The organism is Pseudomonas sp. B21-040 (assembly GCF_024748695.1).
GTDB lineage: Bacteria > Pseudomonadota > Gammaproteobacteria > Pseudomonadales > Pseudomonadaceae > Aquipseudomonas.
On the sequence record NZ_CP087176.1, the window covers coordinates 5937831 to 5956826 of the forward strand.

Here is an 18996-nt window from a genome sequence, read left to right on the forward strand (position 1 = left end):
TTCATCTTGCTGGAGCCATAAATGTCCTTAAGACCGCTCGTTTTGCTCAGTCTTTTCAGCCTGCTGGTGGCCTGCGGCAGCGATGCGCCCAAGCCCCAGCCACCGACACCCGGCCCGGCACCGCAAGCTGCGCAGAAAAAAGCGCAGGAGTCGGCCAACCTCGGACCGCTGCCGGCGTATCAACGTGAGTTGAGCGGCACCCTGCAAGGCGTGCCGGCCGGCGCCGAAGTCGAACTGGCGTTGCTGGTGATCGACGAGAAAGATCGCCCGCAGCAATTGCTCGCCAGTTCCAGCCTGATCGGCACCAATCAAGTGTTGCCGTTTCATCTACGCTTCAACCCGGACTCCTTCCCGAGCGGTGCTCGCGTTGAACTGCGCGGCCGCGCCAGCCAGTCCGGCCAGCTGATTTTGCATCTGCCGTCGCAGGTCATTTCGCAGCCAACGACACAGGCACTGGGTCAGCTGCAATTTGTCAAAGCACCATGATTGCACCGCTCGACCTGCAACAGGCCTTGGGTGAACTGCTGGGTGATGCGCAGCTTGTCCCTGTTGCATTGCCCGATACCGACCTGAAGCTCTGGCTAATCGACGGCGACAACATGGACCGTGCGTTCAGCCCTGAAGAAACCCGACGGATTCTGCATGAGCCGCCGTACTGGAGTTTCTGCTGGGCCAGCGGCCTGGCGGTGGCGCGCTATCTCGTCGAATTCCCCGAGTGGGTCAAAGGCAAGCGGGTACTGGACTTCGGCGCGGGTTCGGGTATCGCGGGAATTGCCGCGGTGAAAGCCGGCGCCCTCGAAGTTGTGGCCTGTGATCTCGATCCGCTGGCCATTGCCGCGTGCCGGGCGAATGCCGAACTCAATGACGTACAGCTCAACTATTCGGCAGATTTTTTCGCCGAGGCCGACCGGTTCGATCTGATTCTGGTAGCGGACGTGCTGTACGACCGGGCGAATTTGCCCTTGCTCGATGAGTTTTTAACGCGCGGCAATGAGGCGCTGGTGGCCGACTCGCGTGTCAGGGATTTCCGTCACCCGTTGTATCAACGCATCGAGATGCTGGAAGCGATGACCCTGCCGGATCTGGCCGAACCCGAAGAGTTTCGGCATGTGAGCCTCTACCACGCGCGGCGTACCTAGCCTTATAGTTGCCACATTCACGCTTTTACGAGATCCCCCATGAGTCAGGAAACGCCGTACATCTTCGACGCCACGACTGCCGATTTCGACCAGTCGGTGATCGAGAACTCCTTCCACAAACCGGTGCTGGTGGATTTCTGGGCCGAATGGTGTGCGCCCTGCAAAGTGCTGATGCCGATGCTGCAGACCATCGCCGAAAGCTATCAGGGCGAGTTGCTGCTGGCCAAAGTCAACTGCGACCTGGAACAAGACATCGTTGCCCGTTTCGGTATTCGCAGCCTGCCGACCGTGGTGCTGTTCAAGGATGGCCAACCGGTTGACGGTTTTGCCGGTGCGCAACCGGAATCCGCCGTGCGCACGATGCTTGAGCCTCACGTACAAATGCCGCCTCCGGCCGCCTCCGACCCGTTCGAGCAGGCTCAGGCCTTGTTCGATGACAGTCGTTTCGCCGACGCCGAAGCCGTGCTCAAAGTGCTGCTGGGCGAAGACAACACCAATGCCAAAGCACTGATCCTCTACGCCCGCTGCCTCACCGAGCGTGGCGAGTTGGGTGAAGCGCAAACCGTGCTCGACGCGGTCAAGAGCGATGAACATAAAGCGGCCCTGGCCGGCGCCAAGGCGCAGATCCAGTTTCTCGGCCAGGCCAAGGACCTGCCGGATGCGGCGGACCTGAAAGCACGGCTGGCGAAAAACCCGCTGGATGATGAAGCCGTGTATCAGCTGGCGGTTCAGCAATTGGCTCGCCAGCAGTACGAAGCGGCCCTGGATGCGTTGCTCAAGCTGTTCATCCGCAATCGCAGCTACAGCGAAGGCTTGCCGCACAAGACCTTGCTGCAAGTGTTCGAACTGCTGGGCAATGACCACCCGCTGGTGACTACGTACCGTCGCAAACTGTTTGCCGCGCTGTATTAAGTCACCTTGTAGGAGCACGGCTTGCCGGCGATGGCGTCCTAAAGATCGCCATCGCGAGCAAGCTCAGCTCCTACCTGGCGCTTGCCAGCTGTAGAGCGGCGTATCCCCGCCGCTCGACACCTTCACATCGGCACTATGGCGCAAGCGCACCAACAGGCGTTTGCCCGACGCCGCACTACCGGTCAGCCCTTCCAGTTGCTCGAGCAAATCCGGCCCGCTCATTTGTCCGGCCTTGCGCAACAAGTCCTTGGCGATCTGCCACAGCGCATCATCCTGATTCAGTGGTTTGGCCGCAGCCGCGCTAGCCTCGGGCTTGCTCACCTGCAACTGCGCACCGAGCCGCGCCCAATCACCGTCATCCATCTCCAGCGTCAAATCCACCGGCCAGTCGCCGATGCTTCCGCGTATTCGCAACATGAGTCTGCTCCTGCACATTTCTGACTTGCATGCTCCCATGGGACTTGTGCAACGCCAAGCAGGCGGTCAAACTCTCCACGCTTACGTTATAAGATTACATAACAAATTATTCATCTTACTGCCGGAGACCCACCATGCACCGTCTGCTGCTCGCTTTGCCGTTTGCCTTGTTGCCATTGGCCGCCGCCCACGCCGCCGAGGAGCATGATCACGAGCACGGCAGCCTTGGCGCTCACGAACATGGTGTCGCGCGCTTGAACGCGGCGCTGGACGGCCAGACCCTGGAGCTTGAACTGGAGAGCCCGGCGATGAACCTGGTGGGCTTCGAACACGCGGCCACCACCGACGCCGATAAAGCCAAGGTCGCTGCGGCCCGGGCACAGTTGGAGAAACCGCTGGCGCTGTTCAATCTGCCGAAAGCCGCCGGTTGCGTAGTCGCCATGCAGGAACTGGAAAGCCCGTTGTTCGGCGACAAACCTGACGCCGATGATGATCACGACGAAGATGAAACGGACAAGGACGGTCATGAACATCATCACGACCACAGCGAGATCCACGCTCATTACCAATTCACCTGCGCAGCTCCGGGTGCACTGAAGAACCTCGACCTGGCAACTATTTTCAACACGTTCCCGGCGACCCAGAAAATTCAGGTACAACTGATCAGCCCGAGCGGCCAGCAAGGCGTCGAAGTGACTGCGAAGACGGCGCCCCTGAAATTCTGAATCCACCCCGATCCTGTAGGAGCAAGGCTTGCCCGCGATAAAGACGTCGCAGGTTTCGATTAGACCGCGTCATCGTTCATCGCGGGCAAGCCATGCTCCTACAGGTCATCAACACCCATGAAATCGGCGCTATGACCCAAGCACTCATCGAACTGTCCGACCTGGGCTTCAGCTGGCCCGGTCACCCGCCGTTGCTGGACATCCCGGCGTTTCGCCTGGAGCCTGGCGAAACCCTGTTCCTCAAAGGCCCCAGCGGCAGTGGTAAAACCACCCTGCTCGGCCTGCTCGGCGGCGTGCAGAAACCTGATCGCGGGAGCATTCGGCTGCTCGGACAGGAATTGACCGAACTGGGTGCCGGCGCACGCGACCGTTTCCGCGTCGATCACACCGGGTACATCTTTCAGCAATTCAATTTGCTGCCCTTCCTGTCGGTTCGCGAAAACGTCGAACTGCCCTGCCACTTCTCCAGGTTGCGCGCCGAACGGGCGAAACAGCGCCACGGCAGTGTCGATCAGGCGGCGGCCACCCTGCTCGCCCATTTGGGTTTGAAGGACGAAAGCATCCTCAGCCGACGCGCCGATTCGCTGTCCATCGGCCAACAGCAACGAGTGGCCGCTGCACGAGCGCTGATCGGCCAGCCGGAACTGGTCATCGCCGACGAACCGACATCAGCCCTGGACTACGACGCTCGGGAAAACTTCATTCGCCTGTTGTTCGCCGAATGCCGTGAAGCCGGCTCTAGCCTGTTGTTTGTCAGCCACGACCAGAGCCTGGCGCCGCTGTTTGATCGCAACCTGTCGCTGGCCGAACTCAATCGCGCCGCCACGCCTGCAGAGGTCTGAGATGTATTTGTTTCGTCTTGCCATGGCCAGTCTGGCTAACCGGCGCTTCACCGCGATACTCACCGCGTTCGCCATCGCCCTGTCGGTGTGCCTGCTGTTGGCCGTGGAGCGCGTGCGCACCGAAGCCAAAGCCAGTTTTGCCAGCACCATCAGCGGCACCGACCTGATCGTCGGCGCACGCTCCGGTTCGGTGAACCTGTTGCTCTACTCGGTGTTTCGCATCGGCAATGCCACCAACAATATTCGCTGGGACAGCTTCGAACACTTCGCCAACAACCCGAAAGTGAAGTGGGCGATTCCAATGTCCCTCGGCGACTCCCATCGCGGCTACCGGGTGATGGGCACCACCGAGGCGTACTTCGAGCATTACCAGTACGGCCATCAGCAACACCTGGAACTGGCCGACGGCCGCGCTTTCGCCACCGACCCGTTTGAAGTAGTACTCGGCGCCGAAGTCGCGGATGCTCTGCACTACAAACTCGGCGACAAACTGGTGTTGGCCCACGGCGTGGCGGTGATCAGCCTGGTCAAGCACGACGACAAACCGTTCACCGTGGTCGGCATCCTCAAACGCACCGGCACGCCCGTGGACCGCACGTTGCACATCAGCCTTGGCGGCATGGAGGCGATCCATGTCGACTGGCACAACGGCGTGCCGGCACAAGGAAAAGGCCGAATCAGTGCCGATCAGGCACGCAACATGGACCTCACGCCGCAAGCGATCACCGCGTTCATGCTCGGCCTCAACAGCAAGATTTCGACCTTTGCGTTGCAACGTGAAATCAACGAATTCCGTGGTGAACCGATGCTGGCGATCCTGCCCGGCGTGGCGCTTCAAGAGCTGTGGAGTTTGATGAGCACGGCGGAAAAAGCCTTGTTCGTGGTTTCACTGTTCGTGGTGCTGACCGGGTTGATCGGCATGCTCACGGCGATTCTCACCAGCCTGAATGAACGTCGCCGCGAGATGGCGATTCTGCGCTCGGTCGGCGCCCGGCCTTGGCACATCGCGACCTTGCTGGTGCTCGAGGCCTTTGCCTTGGCGCTGTCCGGGGTGATTGCCGGCGTGGCGCTGCTGTATGTGTGCATCGCCGCCGCCCAGGGTTACGTGCAAGCCAATTACGGTTTGTACCTGCCGCTGGCGTGGCCGAGCGAGTATGAATGGACGCTGCTCGGTGGCATCCTGATCGCCGCTTTGTTGATGGGCAGCGTGCCGGCCTGGCGCGCGTATCGCCAATCGTTGGCCGATGGTCTGTCGATCCGACTATGAGGACGTTGAACATGCCCCGCGCCTTGCTTGCGCTGCTGATGCTGGTCGCCCTGCCCCTTTGGGCGGCCGAGCCGAAAGACCTGACCTGGTCGGAAATGATCCCGCCGGACGCCGCGCCGGAAGTGCCGAACATGACGCCGCTGCACGACTTGTCGCAGATGAGCAGCACGCTGTCTGCCGAGTCAGCGCCCGCCGCCAAGCAGGACATGCCCAATGCGCCGGTGGTGAACAGCCTTGATGGCCAGAACATTCGCCTGCCGGGCTACATCGTGCCGCTGGAAGTCGGTGAAGACGGGCGTACCACCGAGTTTTTGCTGGTGCCGTATTTCGGCGCCTGCATCCATGTGCCGCCACCACCGTCAAACCAGATCGTGCATGTAAAAAGCGAAGTCGGCGTGAAGCTTGATGAGCTGTATCAGCCGTACTGGATCGAGGGCGCGATGCAGGTCAAGGCGTCGACCAGTGAGCTGGCGGATGCCGGGTATCAGATGGAAGCGGACAAGATTTATGTGTATGAATTGCCCGAATGAATCCGGTAATTCTGAGTCACTCACAAGGGTGCGACGATTCGACTTGACCGCGATGGGGCTATCAAATTCACCACAAAACCCGGTCATCACAGTTTCATTGAGCTGAATCAAAAGACCGTATCAGGCAGCTTTGTACCATTGGACATCAAAAATTTTTAACGTCCTTTGGAGCCTCCCATGCACAAGTCTTTGCTCAGTGCCTCGCTGATTACCCTCGCGCTCGCCGCCCCGCTCGCCCACGCCTTCGAGGCAGGCGATATCCTGATTCGTGCCGGTGCAATCACCGTCAACCCTAAAGCCGACAGCTCCAGCGTCAAGGTCGACCAGGGCCCGTTGGCCGGTACCAACCTGGGTGGCAAGGCCACCATGGACAGCGACACGCAACTGGGCCTGAACTTTGCCTACATGCTGGACAGCCACTGGGGGATCGAGCTGTTGGCGGCCACTCCGTTCGAGCATGACGTGAAACTCAAAGGCACTGCCCTGGGCTCAGCGGCCAACGGTAAACTCGGCACTCTGAAACACCTGCCACCGACCTTGAGCGTCGTGTACTACCCGCTGGACCCGAAGTCCGCTTTCCAGCCGTACCTCGGCGCCGGTATCAACTACACCGTGATCTACGACGAACACGTCGGCAGCGAAGCGCAGGCCAAGGGCTTCAGCAACTTCGAAGCGGATAACTCCTGGGGCATGGCGTTCCAGGTCGGCGCCGATTACATGATCACCGACAACATCTTGCTCAACGCCCAGGTGCGCTACATCGACATCGACACCACTGCGACCGTGGAAAACAACGGGATTGCGCCGGGCACTCGGGCCAAGGTCGACGTGGATGTAGACCCGTTCGTCTACATGGTAGGCCTGGGCTACAAGTTCTAAAGGTACATTCACGTGGTGGTGAATCGATCGCTCCCATGCTCTGCGTGGGAACGATCAGCAACAAAAAAGGCGCCTGAACAGGCGCCTTTTCTATTGGCTATCGTCCCAGCAACCGGGCCAATCCAACACTCATCGGTGTTTGCCCGGGTACGACAAAACGCTCCAGCAAACGCCGGTTACTCGCTCGCGAATGACGGATGTCACCGGAACGTGCCGGGCCAAAGCTCACGGGGGGCAGCTGGCCCACCACCGTCTCAAGGGCTTCGAGCATTTGCTTGAGACTGGTCGCCTGGTTCCAGCCGACATTCACCGCGCCGACTTCAACCTGCGGCATTTCGATGGCTTGCACCAGCAGGTCCACCAGATCCTCGACGTAAACGAAATCACGCGTCTGCTCACCGTCACCGAAAACAGTGATCGGCAGGCCATTTTGCGCCCGCTCGCTGAAAATACTGATCACCCCGGAATACGGCGAGGACGGGTCCTGACGCGGGCCGAAAATGTTGAAGAAGCGGAAAATCACCGGTTCCAGCGCATGCTGGCGGCGGTAGAAATCGAAGTAGTGCTCACTCGCCAACTTGTCCGACGCGTAGGGCGTCAAGGGCGCCTTGGGGGTGTCCTCATCGATCGATTCACCTTCGCCATTGTTGCCGTAGACCGCCGCGCTGGAAGCGAACAGCACGCGTTTGACGCCTGCCTGGCGCATGGCTTCGCAGACATTCAGCGAGCCGACGAAGTTGCTCTGATGAGTCTTCACCGGATCATCCACCGACGCTTGCACCGAGGCCACTGCCGCCAAGTGCGCCACCGCGCTGCAACCGACCATCGCCTGAGCCACGAGCGACGCATCGGCGACATCACCGACAATCAATTCCAGGTTGGGGTTATCCATCGGCAGGTTGCTGCGTTTGCCGGTGGACAAGTCATCGAGAATGCGCACCGAATGCCCTTTGGCGAGCAAGGCATCGGTCAGGTGCGAACCGATAAAACCGGCGCCGCCGGTGATAAAAACAGGGCCGTCAGCCATGGCGATAAAACCTGTCCAGTAAGCCCGGGAGTGCCGCGCGCCAGGCGCGGGGCTTGATCCCGAACGTGTGCAAAATTTTCTTGCAGGCCAGCACCGCGTGTTGTGGCTCTTCGGCGGCATCCGGTCGCGCGGCGTGAGCCTGGGCCGTCGGCGCTTCGATGGCCAACGGATGCAGGCTGCGTGCTTCAGTCAGGATGGCCTGCCCCAGCGCCAGCGGCGTGGTCGCCTCATGCCCGGCGTAATGATAGGTGCCCCACAGCGGCGCTGCACAATCGAGTTGTTTGAGCACCGAAATGATCACCCGGGCTGCATCGTCGACCGGAGTCGGGTTGCCCCGGCGGTCGTCGGCCAACAACAGTTCGTCAGGCGTTTCCGCTCGTGCAAGGAAGCGCCCGAGCGTGCCGTCAGGGCTGTCATCGAGCAACCAGCCAAAACGCAGCAGTACGTGCTGTGGACAGGTTGCGCGAACGCTTTGTTCGATGCGCCACAGTGACTGACCGCGTAGCCCCAGAGGAACCGGCTCATCTTTTTCGCTGTAGGCGGTGGCACGCGAGCCATCAAACACACGATAGCTCGAGGGTTGCAGCAGAACGATGTTGTGATGCTGGCACAGTTCGGCCAGACGCTCGATCGACCGCTCCTGCCCGGCCAGACGCATTTCGCTGACCGTCTCTGCCTGAAACCAGTCGAAGTAGTAGGCGAGGTTGATCAACGCGTCCGGACGGGTGTCGTCGAGCAGTTGCGTCAGGCTCGCGGCATCCCAGCCGTCTTGCGGGGGGCGGGGGGCGAGGAAACCGATGTCTTCCTCCGCACCGAGGCGAATCAGCGCCTGCCCAAGGGCATTTCCGCCGCCCAGTAACATAAGGCGCATTCGCATAGAGTCAGCAGGCCCAGTCTGATTGGAACGATGGCTTTATCGACAATGCCCGCAGGCAATGCCGTTGATAGTTGCCGGAATCGTTGCATTTTGCGGGTTTAGTGCGCAACCGTCATCCGTAAAGTGTAGATGCCCGGGATTTGTGCCGCCGGTGATGGCCCCTTCGCGGGCAAGCCCGCTCCCACAGGGATCTCCTATGAATACAAAATTTATGAACAACAGAAACCACTGTGGGAGCGGGCTTGCCCGCGATGAGGCCCTCAGGCTCGGCGAAGGGCTTGAATGGTACTTGCATCTGAACCACCCCACCCGCATAAATTACCCCATGAATCTGCCCATTCCCACGGACGCTGCACTGGCAGGCTTCCACCCCGCCGTCAGCGCCTGGTTCAGCAGTACCTTCCCGACGGTCACCGCCGCCCAGGCCCGGGCGTGGCCGTTGATTCGTCAGCGGCGCTCGACCCTGATCGCCGCGCCCACCGGGTCCGGCAAGACCCTCACCGCTTTCCTCGCGGTCATCGACGACCTGGTTCACCGGGGCCTGGAAACCGACGACGGGCTGCCAGACGAAACCCTGGTGGTCTATGTCTCGCCGCTCAAGGCGTTGTCCAACGACATCCAGATCAACCTGCAAGACCCGCTCGCCGGGATCACCGAGCAATTGCGCGTGATGGGCCTGCCCCCATTACAGATCAACACCGCCGTGCGCACCGGCGATACACCGCAAAAAGATCGCTCGGCCATGCGCAAGACCGCACCGCACATTCTGGTGACCACGCCAGAATCCCTTTACGTGCTGCTCGGCTCCGATTCCGGCCGACAAATGCTCGGCACCACGCGCACGGTCATTGTCGATGAAATTCACGCCATCGCCGCCAGTAAACGCGGCAGCCACCTGGCCTTGAGCCTTGAGCGATTGCAGGCGCTGTGCGCAGATCCGCTGGTGCGCATTGGTCTGTCAGCCACGCAAAAACCCATCGAAGCGGTGTCGCGTTTTCTGGTGGGCCGTGACCGCCCTTGCGAGATCGTCGACATCGGCCACGCCCGTCCACGGGACCTGGACATCGAAGTGCCACCGGTGCCGCTATCGGCGGTCATGGCCAATGATGTGTGGGAGCTGGTCTATGACCGCCTCGCCGCCCTCGCCCGCGAACACCGGACCACACTGATTTTCGTCAACACCCGGCGACTCGCCGAACGCTTGAGCCGGCACCTGAGCGAACGCCTGGGCAAGGACGCCGTCGCCGCCCACCACGGCAGCCTGGCCAAAGAGTTTCGCCTGGACGCCGAACAACGGCTCAAGCGCGGCGACCTGCAAGTGCTGATCGCCACCGCTTCGCTGGAATTGGGCATCGACATTGGCGACGTAGACCTGGTGTGCCAAATCGCCTCGCCGCGCTCGATTTCAGGGTTTCTGCAACGGGTCGGCCGCTCCGGGCACCAAGTCGGCGGTACGCCCAAGGGCCGTTTGTTTGCCACCACTCGCGACGACCTGATCGAATGCGCCGCCCTGCTCGACTGTGTACGACGCGGCGAACTCGATACGTTGCAGATCCCCGAGGCACCGCTGGACGTGCTCGCCCAGCAAATCATTGCCGAGGTCAGTTGCCAGGAATGGCCGGAACAGGCGCTGCTGGAGATGTTGCGCAACGCCTCGCCCTACGCCGGGCTCGACGAAAAGCACTATCAGGCGCTGCTGCACATGCTTGCCGAGGGTTACAACGGTCGTCAGGGTATCCGCAGCGCTTACCTGCATCGCGACGCCGTGACCCGTACTTTACGCGGTCGTCGGGGTGCCAAACTGACCGCCGTGACCAGTGGCGGGACTATTCCGGACAACGCCGACTACAGCGTCTTGCTGGAGCCCCAAGGGCTGAACATCGGCAGCGTCAACGAAGACTTTGCGGTGGAAAGCATTGCCGGGGATGTGTTCCAGCTGGGCAATACCTCCTACCGGATCCTGCGGGTCGACACTGGCAAGGTCCGGGTCGAAGACGCTCAGGGGCAACCGCCGACCATTCCGTTCTGGCTCGGTGAAGCGCCCGGTCGCAGCGCCGAACTGTCCTTTGCCGTCGCTCGCTTGCAGGCGCACCTCGACGACCTGCTCGGCGCCACACCGGGCCATCTGCAACCGGCCCTCGACTGGCTGACCGACACCCTCGGCCTCAACCTCGACAGCGCCGGGCAACTGGTGGATTACCTCGCCCGTGCGCGCCTGACGCTCGGCGCCCTGCCGTCACAAGACACGCTGCTGATGGAGCGGTTTTTCGACGAGTCCGGCGGTACACAACTGATCATCCACACGCCGTTCGGCAGCCGCATCAACCGGGCCTGGGGCCTGGCCCTGCGCAAACGCTTCTGCCGCACCTTCAACTTCGAATTGCAGGCCGCCGCCAGCGAAGACGCCATTGTCCTGTCGCTGTCCACCAGCCACAGTTTCGAACTCGACGATGTCTGGCGCTACCTGCACAGCAACAGCGCCGAGCACATCCTGATTCAAGCAGTGCTCGACGCGCCGTTGTTCGGTGTGCGCTGGCGCTGGAATGCCGGCGTCGCCCTGGCATTGCCGCGCTACAGTGGCGGACGCAAAGTCCCGCCGCAGATCCAGCGGATGAAAAGCGAAGACTTGATTGCCAGCGTCTTCCCCGACCAGATTGCCTGCGTGGAAAACCTCGCCGGCGAGCGCGAAATTCCCGACCATCCGCTGGTGGAGCAAACCCTCGACGATTGCCTGCACGAGGCGATGGACAGTGACGGCTGGCTGGCGCTGCTGCGGCGCATGGAACGCGGTGATGTGCGGCTGATCAGCCGTGACTTGCCGGCGCCCTCCCCTTTGGCGGCCGAAATCCTCAGCGCCCGGCCCTACACTTTTCTCGACGATGCGCCGCTGGAAGAACGCCGCACGCAAGCGGTGCTCAACCGTCGCTGGACCGACCCGCAATCCACTGACGACCTCGGCGCGCTGGATGCCGAGGCGATTCAAGCGGTGCGCGATGAGGCTTGGCCGACACCTTCCGGCATCGATGAGATGCACGAGGCATTGATGAGCCTGGCGTGCATCACCGACGCGGAAGCGCAGGCCAATCCGCACTGGCTCGATTGGCTGAACGCCTTGGCCGACAGCGGTCGCGCCAGCCTTTTGCGGATCAACGCCAGGCAATCATTGTGGCTGGCACTGGAGCGACTCACCTGTTTCAAATCGATTTATCCACAGGCCAGGTTGTTGCCGGCACTGCAAGCGCTACCCGGCTTCGATGAAGTCTGGGAGCCCGACGAAGCGATGCTTGAAGTGATCCGCGCGCGGCTCAGCGCCTTCGGGCCGTTACCGCTCGACGCCATTGCCGAACCGCTTGGATTGACAGTGAATCAAGTCACCCAGGCCTTGGCCCAACTGGAACGCGAAGGCTATGTATTGCGCGGTCGCTTCACACCCGGCGCCAGTGTGGAGCAATGGTGCGAACGGCATCTGCTGGCACGAATTCACCGCTACACGGTCAAGCGTCTACGTCGGGAAATCGAGCCGGTGGCGTTGCAGGACTTCATGCGTTTTCTGTTCGACTGGCAGCACCTGTCGGCGGCGACTCAAGGCCAGGGCAGTGCCGTATTGCCGGCGATCATCAGTCAGTTCGAAGGCTACCCGGCCGCTGCGTCAGCCTGGGACAGCGATATGTTGCCCGGACGTATCAAAGACTATTCGCCGGGCTGGCTGGATGACCTGTGCCGAAGCGGAAAACTCGTCTGGACACGCCTGACCGCTCGCAACAAAGGCGCCAGCACGGCACTGCGCAGCACACCCATTGTGTTGTTGCCGCGCGGCCAGATCGGGTTATGGGTCAGCTTGACCGAGCAGACACCGGTCAGCGAGTTGTCGCCCAAGACGCAAAAGGTCTATGAAGCGCTCAGCCAACATGGCGCGCTGTTTTTCGATGAGTTGATTCATGAAGCGCACCTGTTGCGCTCGGAACTGGAAATCGCCTTGCAGGAATTGGTCGGTGCGGGGCTTGTGAACGCTGACAGCTTCGCCGGGTTGCGGGCGCTGATTACCCCGGCCAGCAAACGCCAGAATCGCAGCAGCCGACGCGGGCGCGGAGCGTTTGTGGGCGGCATGGACGATGCCGGTCGCTGGGCCCTGTTGCGACGCGGGCCTGCCGCGCCGGTTGTGGATAACAAACGCCCGGCGCCCACACCCAACGAAACCCTGGAACACATCGCCATGACCTTGCTGCGGCGCTATGGCGTGGTGTTCTGGCGCTTGCTGGAGCGTGAGGCGGATTGGCTGCCAAGTTGGCGCGAATTGCTGCGCACATTTCACCGACTGGAGGCACGGGGCGAAATACGTGGCGGGCGGTTTGTCAGTGGTCTGGCGGGGGAGCAGTTTGCGCTGCCCGAGGCGATCCCGTTACTACGCGAAGTACGCCGACGGCCGCATGACGGCAGTTTGATCGCGGTGTGCGGGGTTGACCCGCTGAACCTGGCAGGCACGCTTTTACCGGGCGTGAAAGTGCCGGCGTTGGCGAATAATCGGCTGGTGTACCGCGATGGATTGCCGGCGGCGGCGGAGATTGCCGGCAAGCAGCATTTCTGGATGGAGCTGGATCAGCAGGCGACTGCTGAATTGCACAACAAACTGATCCGGCATTGATCGTTCCCACGCTCTGCGTGGGAATGCAGCCAGAGACGCTCTGCGTCTCAAGAGTGGACGCGGAGCGTCCGGTGAGGCATTCCCACGCAGAGCGTGGGAACGATCTGTCCTGGTACTACTGGGTACGCGGCTGATCCGGCAGCAAAACCGACGAATGCTCCGGCGCCAGCCCGCCCTCTCCCTCATCCACCTGCCGCTGGGGAATAAAAACCTGCTGTGGATAAGTCTGCGCGAAATGCACCCAAGGGCTGTTATCCACAAGCTTTTTCAATCGCTGGTTGAAGGCTCGGCTCACCGCATACTGCCCGCCCGACACCGTACGGAACTGCGCCGTCAGCACCACGCCGTTGAGGTCCATTTTGTCGACCCCGAATACGTCGAGCGGTCCTTGCAGGTTGTACTTGAGAAACGGGTCGTCGCTGATCGAATGCCCGGCCTCGCGAATCAACTCAATCGCCTTGTCGACATCCGTGTCGTAGGTGAACTGCACCGAGAAGAACGCATAAGCAAACTGTCGGGACTGGTTGGTCACCGCCTTGATCTGGCCGAACGGCACCGAGTGCACAAAGCCCTTGCCGTCACGCAGACGCAGGGTGCGAATGGTCAGGCCTTCGACCGTGCCGGCATGCCCGGAATCGAGCACCACCCAATCGCCAATCGACAGGGTGTCTTCGATGATGATGAATAGCCCGGTAATCACATCCTGCACCAGTTGCTGGGAGCCGAAACCGATGGCCAGCCCCACCACCCCGGCGCCGGCCAGAAACGGCGCGACATTGATCCCGAGATTGGCCATGGTGGTGATCGCACAGATCACCACCAGCAGGATTTTGATCGCATTGCGCAGCAGCGGCAGGATGGTTTTCACCCGCGTGCTCGGTTGGCGTGCCGAGCGTTTGCTGACCGGTGGTTTCAGGGCCTCCTGAATCGCCGTGTCGAGCACCACCCAGACCATCCAGGTCATCAGGAAAATCAAGCCGATGCGGCTCAGCGAATCACTGATCGCCCGGCCGACCGAATTGCTCACCGCGAACTCGAAGAGTGACACCCCCCAGATACGTCCCAGGATGTCGATGAACACAATTGCCATGCCGATCCGCAGCAAGGCGTGAGAAAGGCTCAGGAAGCGCTCTTTATAGGCATTGCTACGCCGTACCGCTTGCTCGCTGCGGGACTTGAACAGGTGATGCAACGTGGTGCTGAGGAACACCGTCGCGATCAACAGAACCGTGGTGAGCAGTGCACTGCGCAACACCTGCTGATTGTCATCGCTGATGCTGACCAGGTTCATGATCGACACCATCACCATCAACAGGATCGGCCAGTACCACAGGCCGGAAAATATCCGCAGCGTCTCGCGCAGTGCAGGCTGACTCTGACGCTGGGCCAACGGCAGAACGCGGATCAGATGCGCGACTGGACGACGCATTTTGATCACCAGCAAACCGAAGGAAATCGACGCCCCCAGCCCGGTCAATACCGCGATGCTGCTGGTGAGATTGCCGCCCAATTGGTGGGCGATTTGCGGGCTGGTCAGGGCATCGCTGATCGCGACCAGAAAGCCGATGCCAAACAGTGGTCGCGGGCTGAACTGACGAAGGATCTGCACCGCCCGGCGCTTGTGCCCGGTGTTGAACAGGACCACCAGCGTCATGACCAGCGAGGCGGCAAAGATCCCGCTGCTGGTGGCATAGGCGAAACACAGCGCCAGCGCCCGCCCGGCTGACACGGGCAGGAAGTGGCTGACAAAAATCGTCAGCGGCAGGCTGACCAGCGCCGGAATGCTGTAAGGCAATGCATAACCGAGCACGGCTTGGCCGCGTTCTCGTGTGAGCAGCAAGCGGTGCTCGCTCAGTCGCTTGGCCAACAACCCGCCGAGCAGCCAGAGCAACGCAAAGACGCCCACCCACACGCCGGACAACAGCAGGAAATCCCCCGCCACGCTCCAGCTGGAACGCGCCGATGGATGATTGACCAGTTGATCCACTTCATCCGCCGCGCGGTCTGCGCGCAGACGCCAGGCGTCGACCAGGCCTTCGTTGAGATCGAGTTTGCCCTGGACCTCATCAATGCTCGAACTGATGGCCCCCAGCAAACCGCCCTGGACCAGCGGTTCCGGGTGAGCCGGTGGCGTCGCGGCGCTGCTGGCCGGCATGCCCGGCAGCGCTGCCGCTTGCAGCCCGACGCTGGTGGTGAACAGAAGTAGCGCCAGCCATATCGCAGTCTTGAACGGATGCAAAACGCGGTGCTCCTTTTAGTGAGTCGATATGAACACGAAAGATCGCAGCCTTCGGCCGCGCCTACAAGCGTAGACCGGCAGGAAGTTTCAGACCTGGCGGTGTATGCGGGGCCAGCCCGATTGCTGCCGTACATCGCCCCCACGTTGGTTATTTTGTGGGCCTGTACCGTCCGTAGTTCCGTCGAAACTTTCTCGCTCGCCCCGCAGTCATCAAAAGACAGGGTTGTTCGAAGACCATCAGGCGGGAGGCGGCATGGCGGCGATTCATGTGGGTAGTTCAGGCTGGCGCTACAGCGTCCCCGGCAAACCGGTGGCCGAAGGCGTGCTGCCATGAACGTTTCCGAGCCGCTTGGCGCCGCCGACGAGCCATCGCCTATCCTCACCGCCGTGCGCAGCTTCACCGTGCTGACGGTCAACACGCACAAAGGGTTTACCGCGCTCAACCGGCGTTTCATCCTCCCGGAGTTGCGTGAAGCGGTGCGCAGCGTGTCCGCCGACGTGGTGTTTTTGCAGGAAGTCCACGGCACCCATGAACAGCATCCGCGGCGCTACAGCGATTGGCCGACGATGCCGCAATACGAATTCCTCGCCGACACCCTGTGGCCGCAGTTTGCCTATGGCCGCAATGCGGTTTACCCGGCGGGCGATCACGGCAATGCGCTGCTGTCGAAATTCCAGATCATTCGCCATGACAACCTCGACGTCTCGATCAGCGGCCATGAAAACCGCGGCATCCTGCATTGCGTGTTACGCCTGCCCGGTGACGGTCAGGAGGTTCACGCCATTTGCGTGCACCTGGGGCTGCGCGAAACCCATCGCACCGAACAGCTCAAGCTATTGAGCCGACGCCTGGCACAGTTGCCGGACGATGCTGCGGTGATCGTGGCCGGCGACTTCAATGACTGGCGCCAACGCGCCGATGCGTTGCTCAAACCCTGCGGACTGCGCGAAGTGTTCGCCGAACATCACGGCAAACCGGCGCGCAGTTTTCCTGCGCGAATGCCGGCACTTCGACTAGACCGCATCTACGTGCGCAACCTCAAGGCCCACCGTCCGCAAGTGCTGGCGGCGCGTCCCTGGTCACACCTTTCCGACCATGCACCGCTGTCGGTGGAGATCGAGCTATGAGCAGCCCATCGATGGAAGAAGCCCGCGTGGAACACGTGTCCACTCCCCCGAAAACCCGAGAGCCCGCCGTGGTCGATGTCGACTATGGCTGGCAAGGCAACAACCGCGTCGAGTTGCTGGAAAACGGTGAGGAGTATTTCCCCAGGGTGTTCGAGGCCATGCGCCAGGCCAAGACGGAAATCCTCTTGGAAACTTTCATCGTGTTCGAGGACAAGGTCGGCAATGAAATGCAGCAAGTGCTGATCGACGCGGCTCGGCGCGGTGTGCGGGTCACGGCCAGCCTCGACGGTTTTGGCTGTGGCGAATTGAGCACCGGGTTTCTGGCCGCATTGAGCGAGGCCGGCGTACACATCCAGATATTCGACCCGGCGCCCAAGCGTCTGGGCATTCGCACCAACTGGTTCCGTCGCCTGCACCGCAAGATTGTCGTGGTCGACGGCGCGGTGGCCTTTATCGGCGGGATCAACTTTTCCGCCGACCATCTGGGCGACTTCGGCCCCGAAGCCAAACAGGATTATTCCGTTGAAGTGCAAGGCCCGGCGGTGGCCGACATCCATCATTTCGCGCTGTTGCAATGCGGTCGCCCGGCCCGGGCCAAATACTGGTGGCAGCGCCGTCGCCAACGGCGATCGGAACTGGCCCTGGACGATCATGACGGCCAGGTTCGCCTGGTGTACCGCGACAATGGCGACCACAGCACCGACATCGAAGAGGTATATCGGCTGGTGCTGCGCAGTGCCAAACGCCGCGTGGTGATCGCCAACGCCTACTTCTTTCCCGGTTACCGCTTGCTGCGCGAGATCCGTAACGCGGCGCGCCGGGGCGTCGACGTGCGGCTGATTCTGCAAGGTCAACCAGACATGCTGGTGGCCAAACTCGCCGCACGCATGACCTACGACTATTTGCTCAAGTCCGGTGTACAGATTCATGAGTATTGCCAACGGCCGCTGCACGGCAAAGTCGCGCTGGTCGATGAGGATTGGAGCACCGTCGGCTCAAGCAACCTCGACCCACTGAGCTTGTCGATGAACCTGGAAGCCAACGTGTTGATCCGCGACCGCGCGTTCAATCGCACGTTGTTTGAACGCCTTGAACACCTGAGCGACAACCACTGCAAAGCCATGTCCGTCGACACCGCGCCGCGCGGCCGCATCTGGCACATGACGGTCGGCTTTCTGGTGTTCCACTTCCTGCGGCACTTCCCGGCCTGGGCGGGTTGGCTGCCGGCACACAAGCCGCGCCTCAAGCCCTTCACCCAGCCGACCGGGAGCGATCATCATGAGCCACGCTGAAGCGCATTCGGGCAGTCACACCGAGCACCCCGGCAAGTCTCGCTGGAGCCGCTGGAAACGGCCGTTGACGATGTTGTTTTTCCTGGCGCTGATTGTCTTGTTGACGATGCTGGCCGAGCGCCTCGAATGGGACGAAGTGTTCAACACCCTGGCCGATTTCAAGGTGCGAACGCTGGTCATCGCTTCAGGACTGACGCTGCTGAGTTTTCTGGTGTATGCCAGTTTCGACCTGATCGGGCGAACCTACATTCGCCAGGACCTGACGTGGAAACAGATCCTGCCGGTGGGGATCATCAGCTATGCCTTCAACCTCAATCTGAGTGCATGGGTGGGTGGCATCGCCATGCGCTATCGCTTGTATTCACGGTTGGGCGTGAGCAAGGGCAACATCGCGAAAATCCTCGGCTTGAGCCTGGCGACCAACTGGTTCGGTTACATGGTCATTGCCGGCGCGGTGTTCAGCAGTGGGCTGGTGCGCATGCCGCCCGGCTGGAAACTGAGCAGTGGCGCATTACAAGGCGTAGGCGTGTTGTTGCTGATTGTGAGCGCGGGTTATCTGGCGGCCTGCCGGTTTTCCAAGCGGCGTGAATGGGCCATTCGCGGGATAGAAATTGATCTGCCGTCATTGCGCATGGCCGTGCTGCAACTGGCCCTCGGCGCGCTGAACTGGTCGTTGATGGCGGCGGTGATTTTTACCTTGTTGCCGAGCAAGCTCGACTACCCACTGGTGCTGGGTGTGTTGCTGATCAGCGCCATCGCCGGGGTCATCACCCATATTCCAGCAGGGCTTGGCGTGCTGGAGGCGGTGTTTGTGGCGCTGCTGCAACACGAGGTTTCGCGGGGAAGCCTGGTGGCCGGGTTGCTGGCGTACCGGGCGATTTATTTCATCCTGCCGTTGTTGATTACGCTGGTGATGTATTTGCTGGTGGAGGCCAAGGCCAAGTCGTTGCGGATCTCGAAGAAGCCTTCTTGAGGGTGTTATAAGTCTGAGGCCGCCATCGCGAGCAAGCTCGCTCCCACAGGGGAATGCGTTCCAAATGTGGGAGCGAGCTTGCCCGCGATGGTCTCCAAAACACCGAA

At 61.3% G+C, this 18996-nt stretch carries 16 protein-coding genes; 12 read left to right on the forward strand and 4 right to left on the reverse strand.

Going from position 1 to position 18996, the window contains the following annotated elements:
* Positions 1-21: 21 nt before the first annotated feature.
* Genes LOY55_RS27190 through trxA form a run of 3 tightly spaced genes read left to right on the forward strand, consistent with a single transcriptional unit; the run spans position 22 to position 2051 of the window.
* Positions 22-486, forward strand: coding sequence for a YbaY family lipoprotein (locus LOY55_RS27190; RefSeq protein ID WP_046028791.1), 465 nt, complete (start codon positions 22-24; stop codon positions 484-486).
* Positions 483-1139 (forward strand): methyltransferase, encoded by a 657-nt coding sequence (locus LOY55_RS27195; protein ID WP_223525625.1) that lies wholly within the window; start codon positions 483-485, stop codon positions 1137-1139. The genes LOY55_RS27190 and LOY55_RS27195 overlap by 4 nt, the downstream gene beginning before the upstream one ends.
* 39 nt (positions 1140-1178) lie before the next feature.
* A complete protein-coding gene (trxA, locus tag LOY55_RS27200) occupies positions 1179-2051 on the forward strand; it encodes a thioredoxin (protein WP_109787329.1) in 873 nt (290 codons plus the stop codon).
* 63 nt (positions 2052-2114) lie between these two features.
* On the opposite strand, the gene LOY55_RS27205 is transcribed toward trxA, so the two are convergent.
* Complete coding sequence (locus tag LOY55_RS27205) at positions 2115-2468, reverse strand: hypothetical protein (RefSeq protein WP_109787328.1); 354 nt, start codon at positions 2466-2468, stop codon at positions 2115-2117.
* Between the two features lie 134 nt (positions 2469-2602).
* Here LOY55_RS27205 and LOY55_RS27210 point away from each other — a divergent pair, with 134 nt between their 5' ends.
* The 5 genes from LOY55_RS27210 (at position 2603) to LOY55_RS27230 (ending at position 6711) form a co-directional block, all read left to right on the forward strand.
* The gene (locus tag LOY55_RS27210; RefSeq protein ID WP_223525626.1) at positions 2603-3193 is read left to right on the forward strand and encodes a DUF2796 domain-containing protein; all 591 of its coding nucleotides are present in this window, start codon (positions 2603-2605) and stop codon (positions 3191-3193) included.
* A gap of 131 nt (positions 3194-3324) precedes the next feature.
* Positions 3325-4035 carry an ABC transporter ATP-binding protein gene (locus LOY55_RS27215; protein WP_046028882.1) on the forward strand — a complete coding sequence of 237 codons (711 nt, stop codon included), beginning with the start codon at positions 3325-3327 and terminating at the stop codon, positions 4033-4035.
* A gap of 1 nt (position 4036) precedes the next feature.
* Positions 4037-5302: an ABC transporter permease gene (locus LOY55_RS27220; RefSeq protein ID WP_077431186.1), complete on the forward strand. Its 1266-nt coding sequence runs from the start codon at positions 4037-4039 to the stop codon at positions 5300-5302.
* Between the two features lie 11 nt (positions 5303-5313).
* A complete protein-coding gene (locus LOY55_RS27225; protein ID WP_046028806.1) occupies positions 5314-5832 on the forward strand; it encodes a DUF3299 domain-containing protein in 519 nt (172 codons plus the stop codon).
* A gap of 177 nt (positions 5833-6009) precedes the next feature.
* On the forward strand, positions 6010-6711 hold the full coding sequence (locus tag LOY55_RS27230) for an OmpW family protein (RefSeq protein WP_109787325.1): 702 nt from the start codon (positions 6010-6012) through the stop codon (positions 6709-6711).
* Positions 6712-6808: 97 nt separating this feature from the next.
* Here LOY55_RS27230 and LOY55_RS27235 read toward each other — a convergent pair whose 3' ends face one another.
* Positions 6809-7738 carry an NAD-dependent epimerase/dehydratase family protein gene (locus LOY55_RS27235; protein ID WP_046028808.1) on the reverse strand — a complete coding sequence of 310 codons (930 nt, stop codon included), beginning with the start codon at positions 7736-7738 and terminating at the stop codon, positions 6809-6811.
* Positions 7731-8615, reverse strand: a complete 885-nt coding sequence (locus tag LOY55_RS27240) for a sugar nucleotide-binding protein (RefSeq protein WP_077431185.1) — start codon at positions 8613-8615, stop codon at positions 7731-7733. Before LOY55_RS27240 ends, LOY55_RS27235 begins: the two co-directional genes overlap by 8 nt.
* 325 nt (positions 8616-8940) lie before the next feature.
* On the opposite strand from LOY55_RS27240, the gene LOY55_RS27245 reads away from it, so the two are divergent.
* Positions 8941-13257, forward strand: coding sequence for a DEAD/DEAH box helicase (locus LOY55_RS27245; RefSeq protein WP_223525627.1), 4317 nt, complete (start codon positions 8941-8943; stop codon positions 13255-13257).
* A gap of 115 nt (positions 13258-13372) precedes the next feature.
* On the opposite strand, the gene LOY55_RS27250 is transcribed toward LOY55_RS27245, so the two are convergent.
* Positions 13373-15496 carry a mechanosensitive ion channel family protein gene (locus LOY55_RS27250; protein WP_109787322.1) on the reverse strand — a complete coding sequence of 708 codons (2124 nt, stop codon included), beginning with the start codon at positions 15494-15496 and terminating at the stop codon, positions 13373-13375.
* Between the two features lie 330 nt (positions 15497-15826).
* Between LOY55_RS27250 and LOY55_RS27255 the strand changes: the two genes are divergently transcribed.
* The 3 genes from LOY55_RS27255 to LOY55_RS27265 are packed head-to-tail and all read left to right on the forward strand — an operon-like array spanning position 15827 to position 18889.
* Entirely contained in the window at positions 15827-16624 is a 798-nt protein-coding gene (locus LOY55_RS27255; protein WP_077431182.1) for an endonuclease/exonuclease/phosphatase family protein, read from the forward strand.
* Positions 16621-17916 carry a cardiolipin synthase ClsB gene (gene clsB, locus LOY55_RS27260; protein WP_109787320.1) on the forward strand — a complete coding sequence of 432 codons (1296 nt, stop codon included), beginning with the start codon at positions 16621-16623 and terminating at the stop codon, positions 17914-17916. Before LOY55_RS27255 ends, clsB begins: the two co-directional genes overlap by 4 nt.
* Entirely contained in the window at positions 17903-18889 is a 987-nt protein-coding gene (locus tag LOY55_RS27265) for a lysylphosphatidylglycerol synthase domain-containing protein (protein ID WP_223525628.1), read from the forward strand. Before clsB ends, LOY55_RS27265 begins: the two co-directional genes overlap by 14 nt.
* The last annotated feature ends 107 nt before the right edge of the window (positions 18890-18996 follow it).

What these genes read in the sequence shown, in the direction of transcription:
- LOY55_RS27190 (WP_046028791.1), top strand. Translation starts at nt 22, where the DNA reads ATGTCCTTAAGACCGCTCGTTTTGCTCAGTCTTTTCAGCCTGCTGGTG.
- LOY55_RS27195 (WP_223525625.1), top strand. Translation starts at nt 483, where the DNA reads ATGATTGCACCGCTCGACCTGCAACAGGCCTTGGGTGAACTGCTGGGT.
- trxA (WP_109787329.1), top strand. Translation starts at nt 1,179, where the DNA reads ATGAGTCAGGAAACGCCGTACATCTTCGACGCCACGACTGCCGATTTC.
- LOY55_RS27205 (WP_109787328.1), bottom strand. Translation starts at nt 2,468, where the DNA reads ATGTTGCGAATACGCGGAAGCATCGGCGACTGGCCGGTGGATTTGACG.
- LOY55_RS27210 (WP_223525626.1), top strand. Translation starts at nt 2,603, where the DNA reads ATGCACCGTCTGCTGCTCGCTTTGCCGTTTGCCTTGTTGCCATTGGCC.
- LOY55_RS27215 (WP_046028882.1), top strand. Translation starts at nt 3,325, where the DNA reads ATGACCCAAGCACTCATCGAACTGTCCGACCTGGGCTTCAGCTGGCCC.
- LOY55_RS27220 (WP_077431186.1), top strand. Translation starts at nt 4,037, where the DNA reads ATGTATTTGTTTCGTCTTGCCATGGCCAGTCTGGCTAACCGGCGCTTC.
- LOY55_RS27225 (WP_046028806.1), top strand. Translation starts at nt 5,314, where the DNA reads ATGCCCCGCGCCTTGCTTGCGCTGCTGATGCTGGTCGCCCTGCCCCTT.
- LOY55_RS27230 (WP_109787325.1), top strand. Translation starts at nt 6,010, where the DNA reads ATGCACAAGTCTTTGCTCAGTGCCTCGCTGATTACCCTCGCGCTCGCC.
- LOY55_RS27235 (WP_046028808.1), bottom strand. Translation starts at nt 7,738, where the DNA reads ATGGCTGACGGCCCTGTTTTTATCACCGGCGGCGCCGGTTTTATCGGT.
- LOY55_RS27240 (WP_077431185.1), bottom strand. Translation starts at nt 8,615, where the DNA reads ATGCGAATGCGCCTTATGTTACTGGGCGGCGGAAATGCCCTTGGGCAG.
- LOY55_RS27245 (WP_223525627.1), top strand. Translation starts at nt 8,941, where the DNA reads ATGAATCTGCCCATTCCCACGGACGCTGCACTGGCAGGCTTCCACCCC.
- LOY55_RS27255 (WP_077431182.1), top strand. Translation starts at nt 15,827, where the DNA reads ATGAACGTTTCCGAGCCGCTTGGCGCCGCCGACGAGCCATCGCCTATC.
- clsB (WP_109787320.1), top strand. Translation starts at nt 16,621, where the DNA reads ATGAGCAGCCCATCGATGGAAGAAGCCCGCGTGGAACACGTGTCCACT.
- LOY55_RS27265 (WP_223525628.1), top strand. Translation starts at nt 17,903, where the DNA reads ATGAGCCACGCTGAAGCGCATTCGGGCAGTCACACCGAGCACCCCGGC.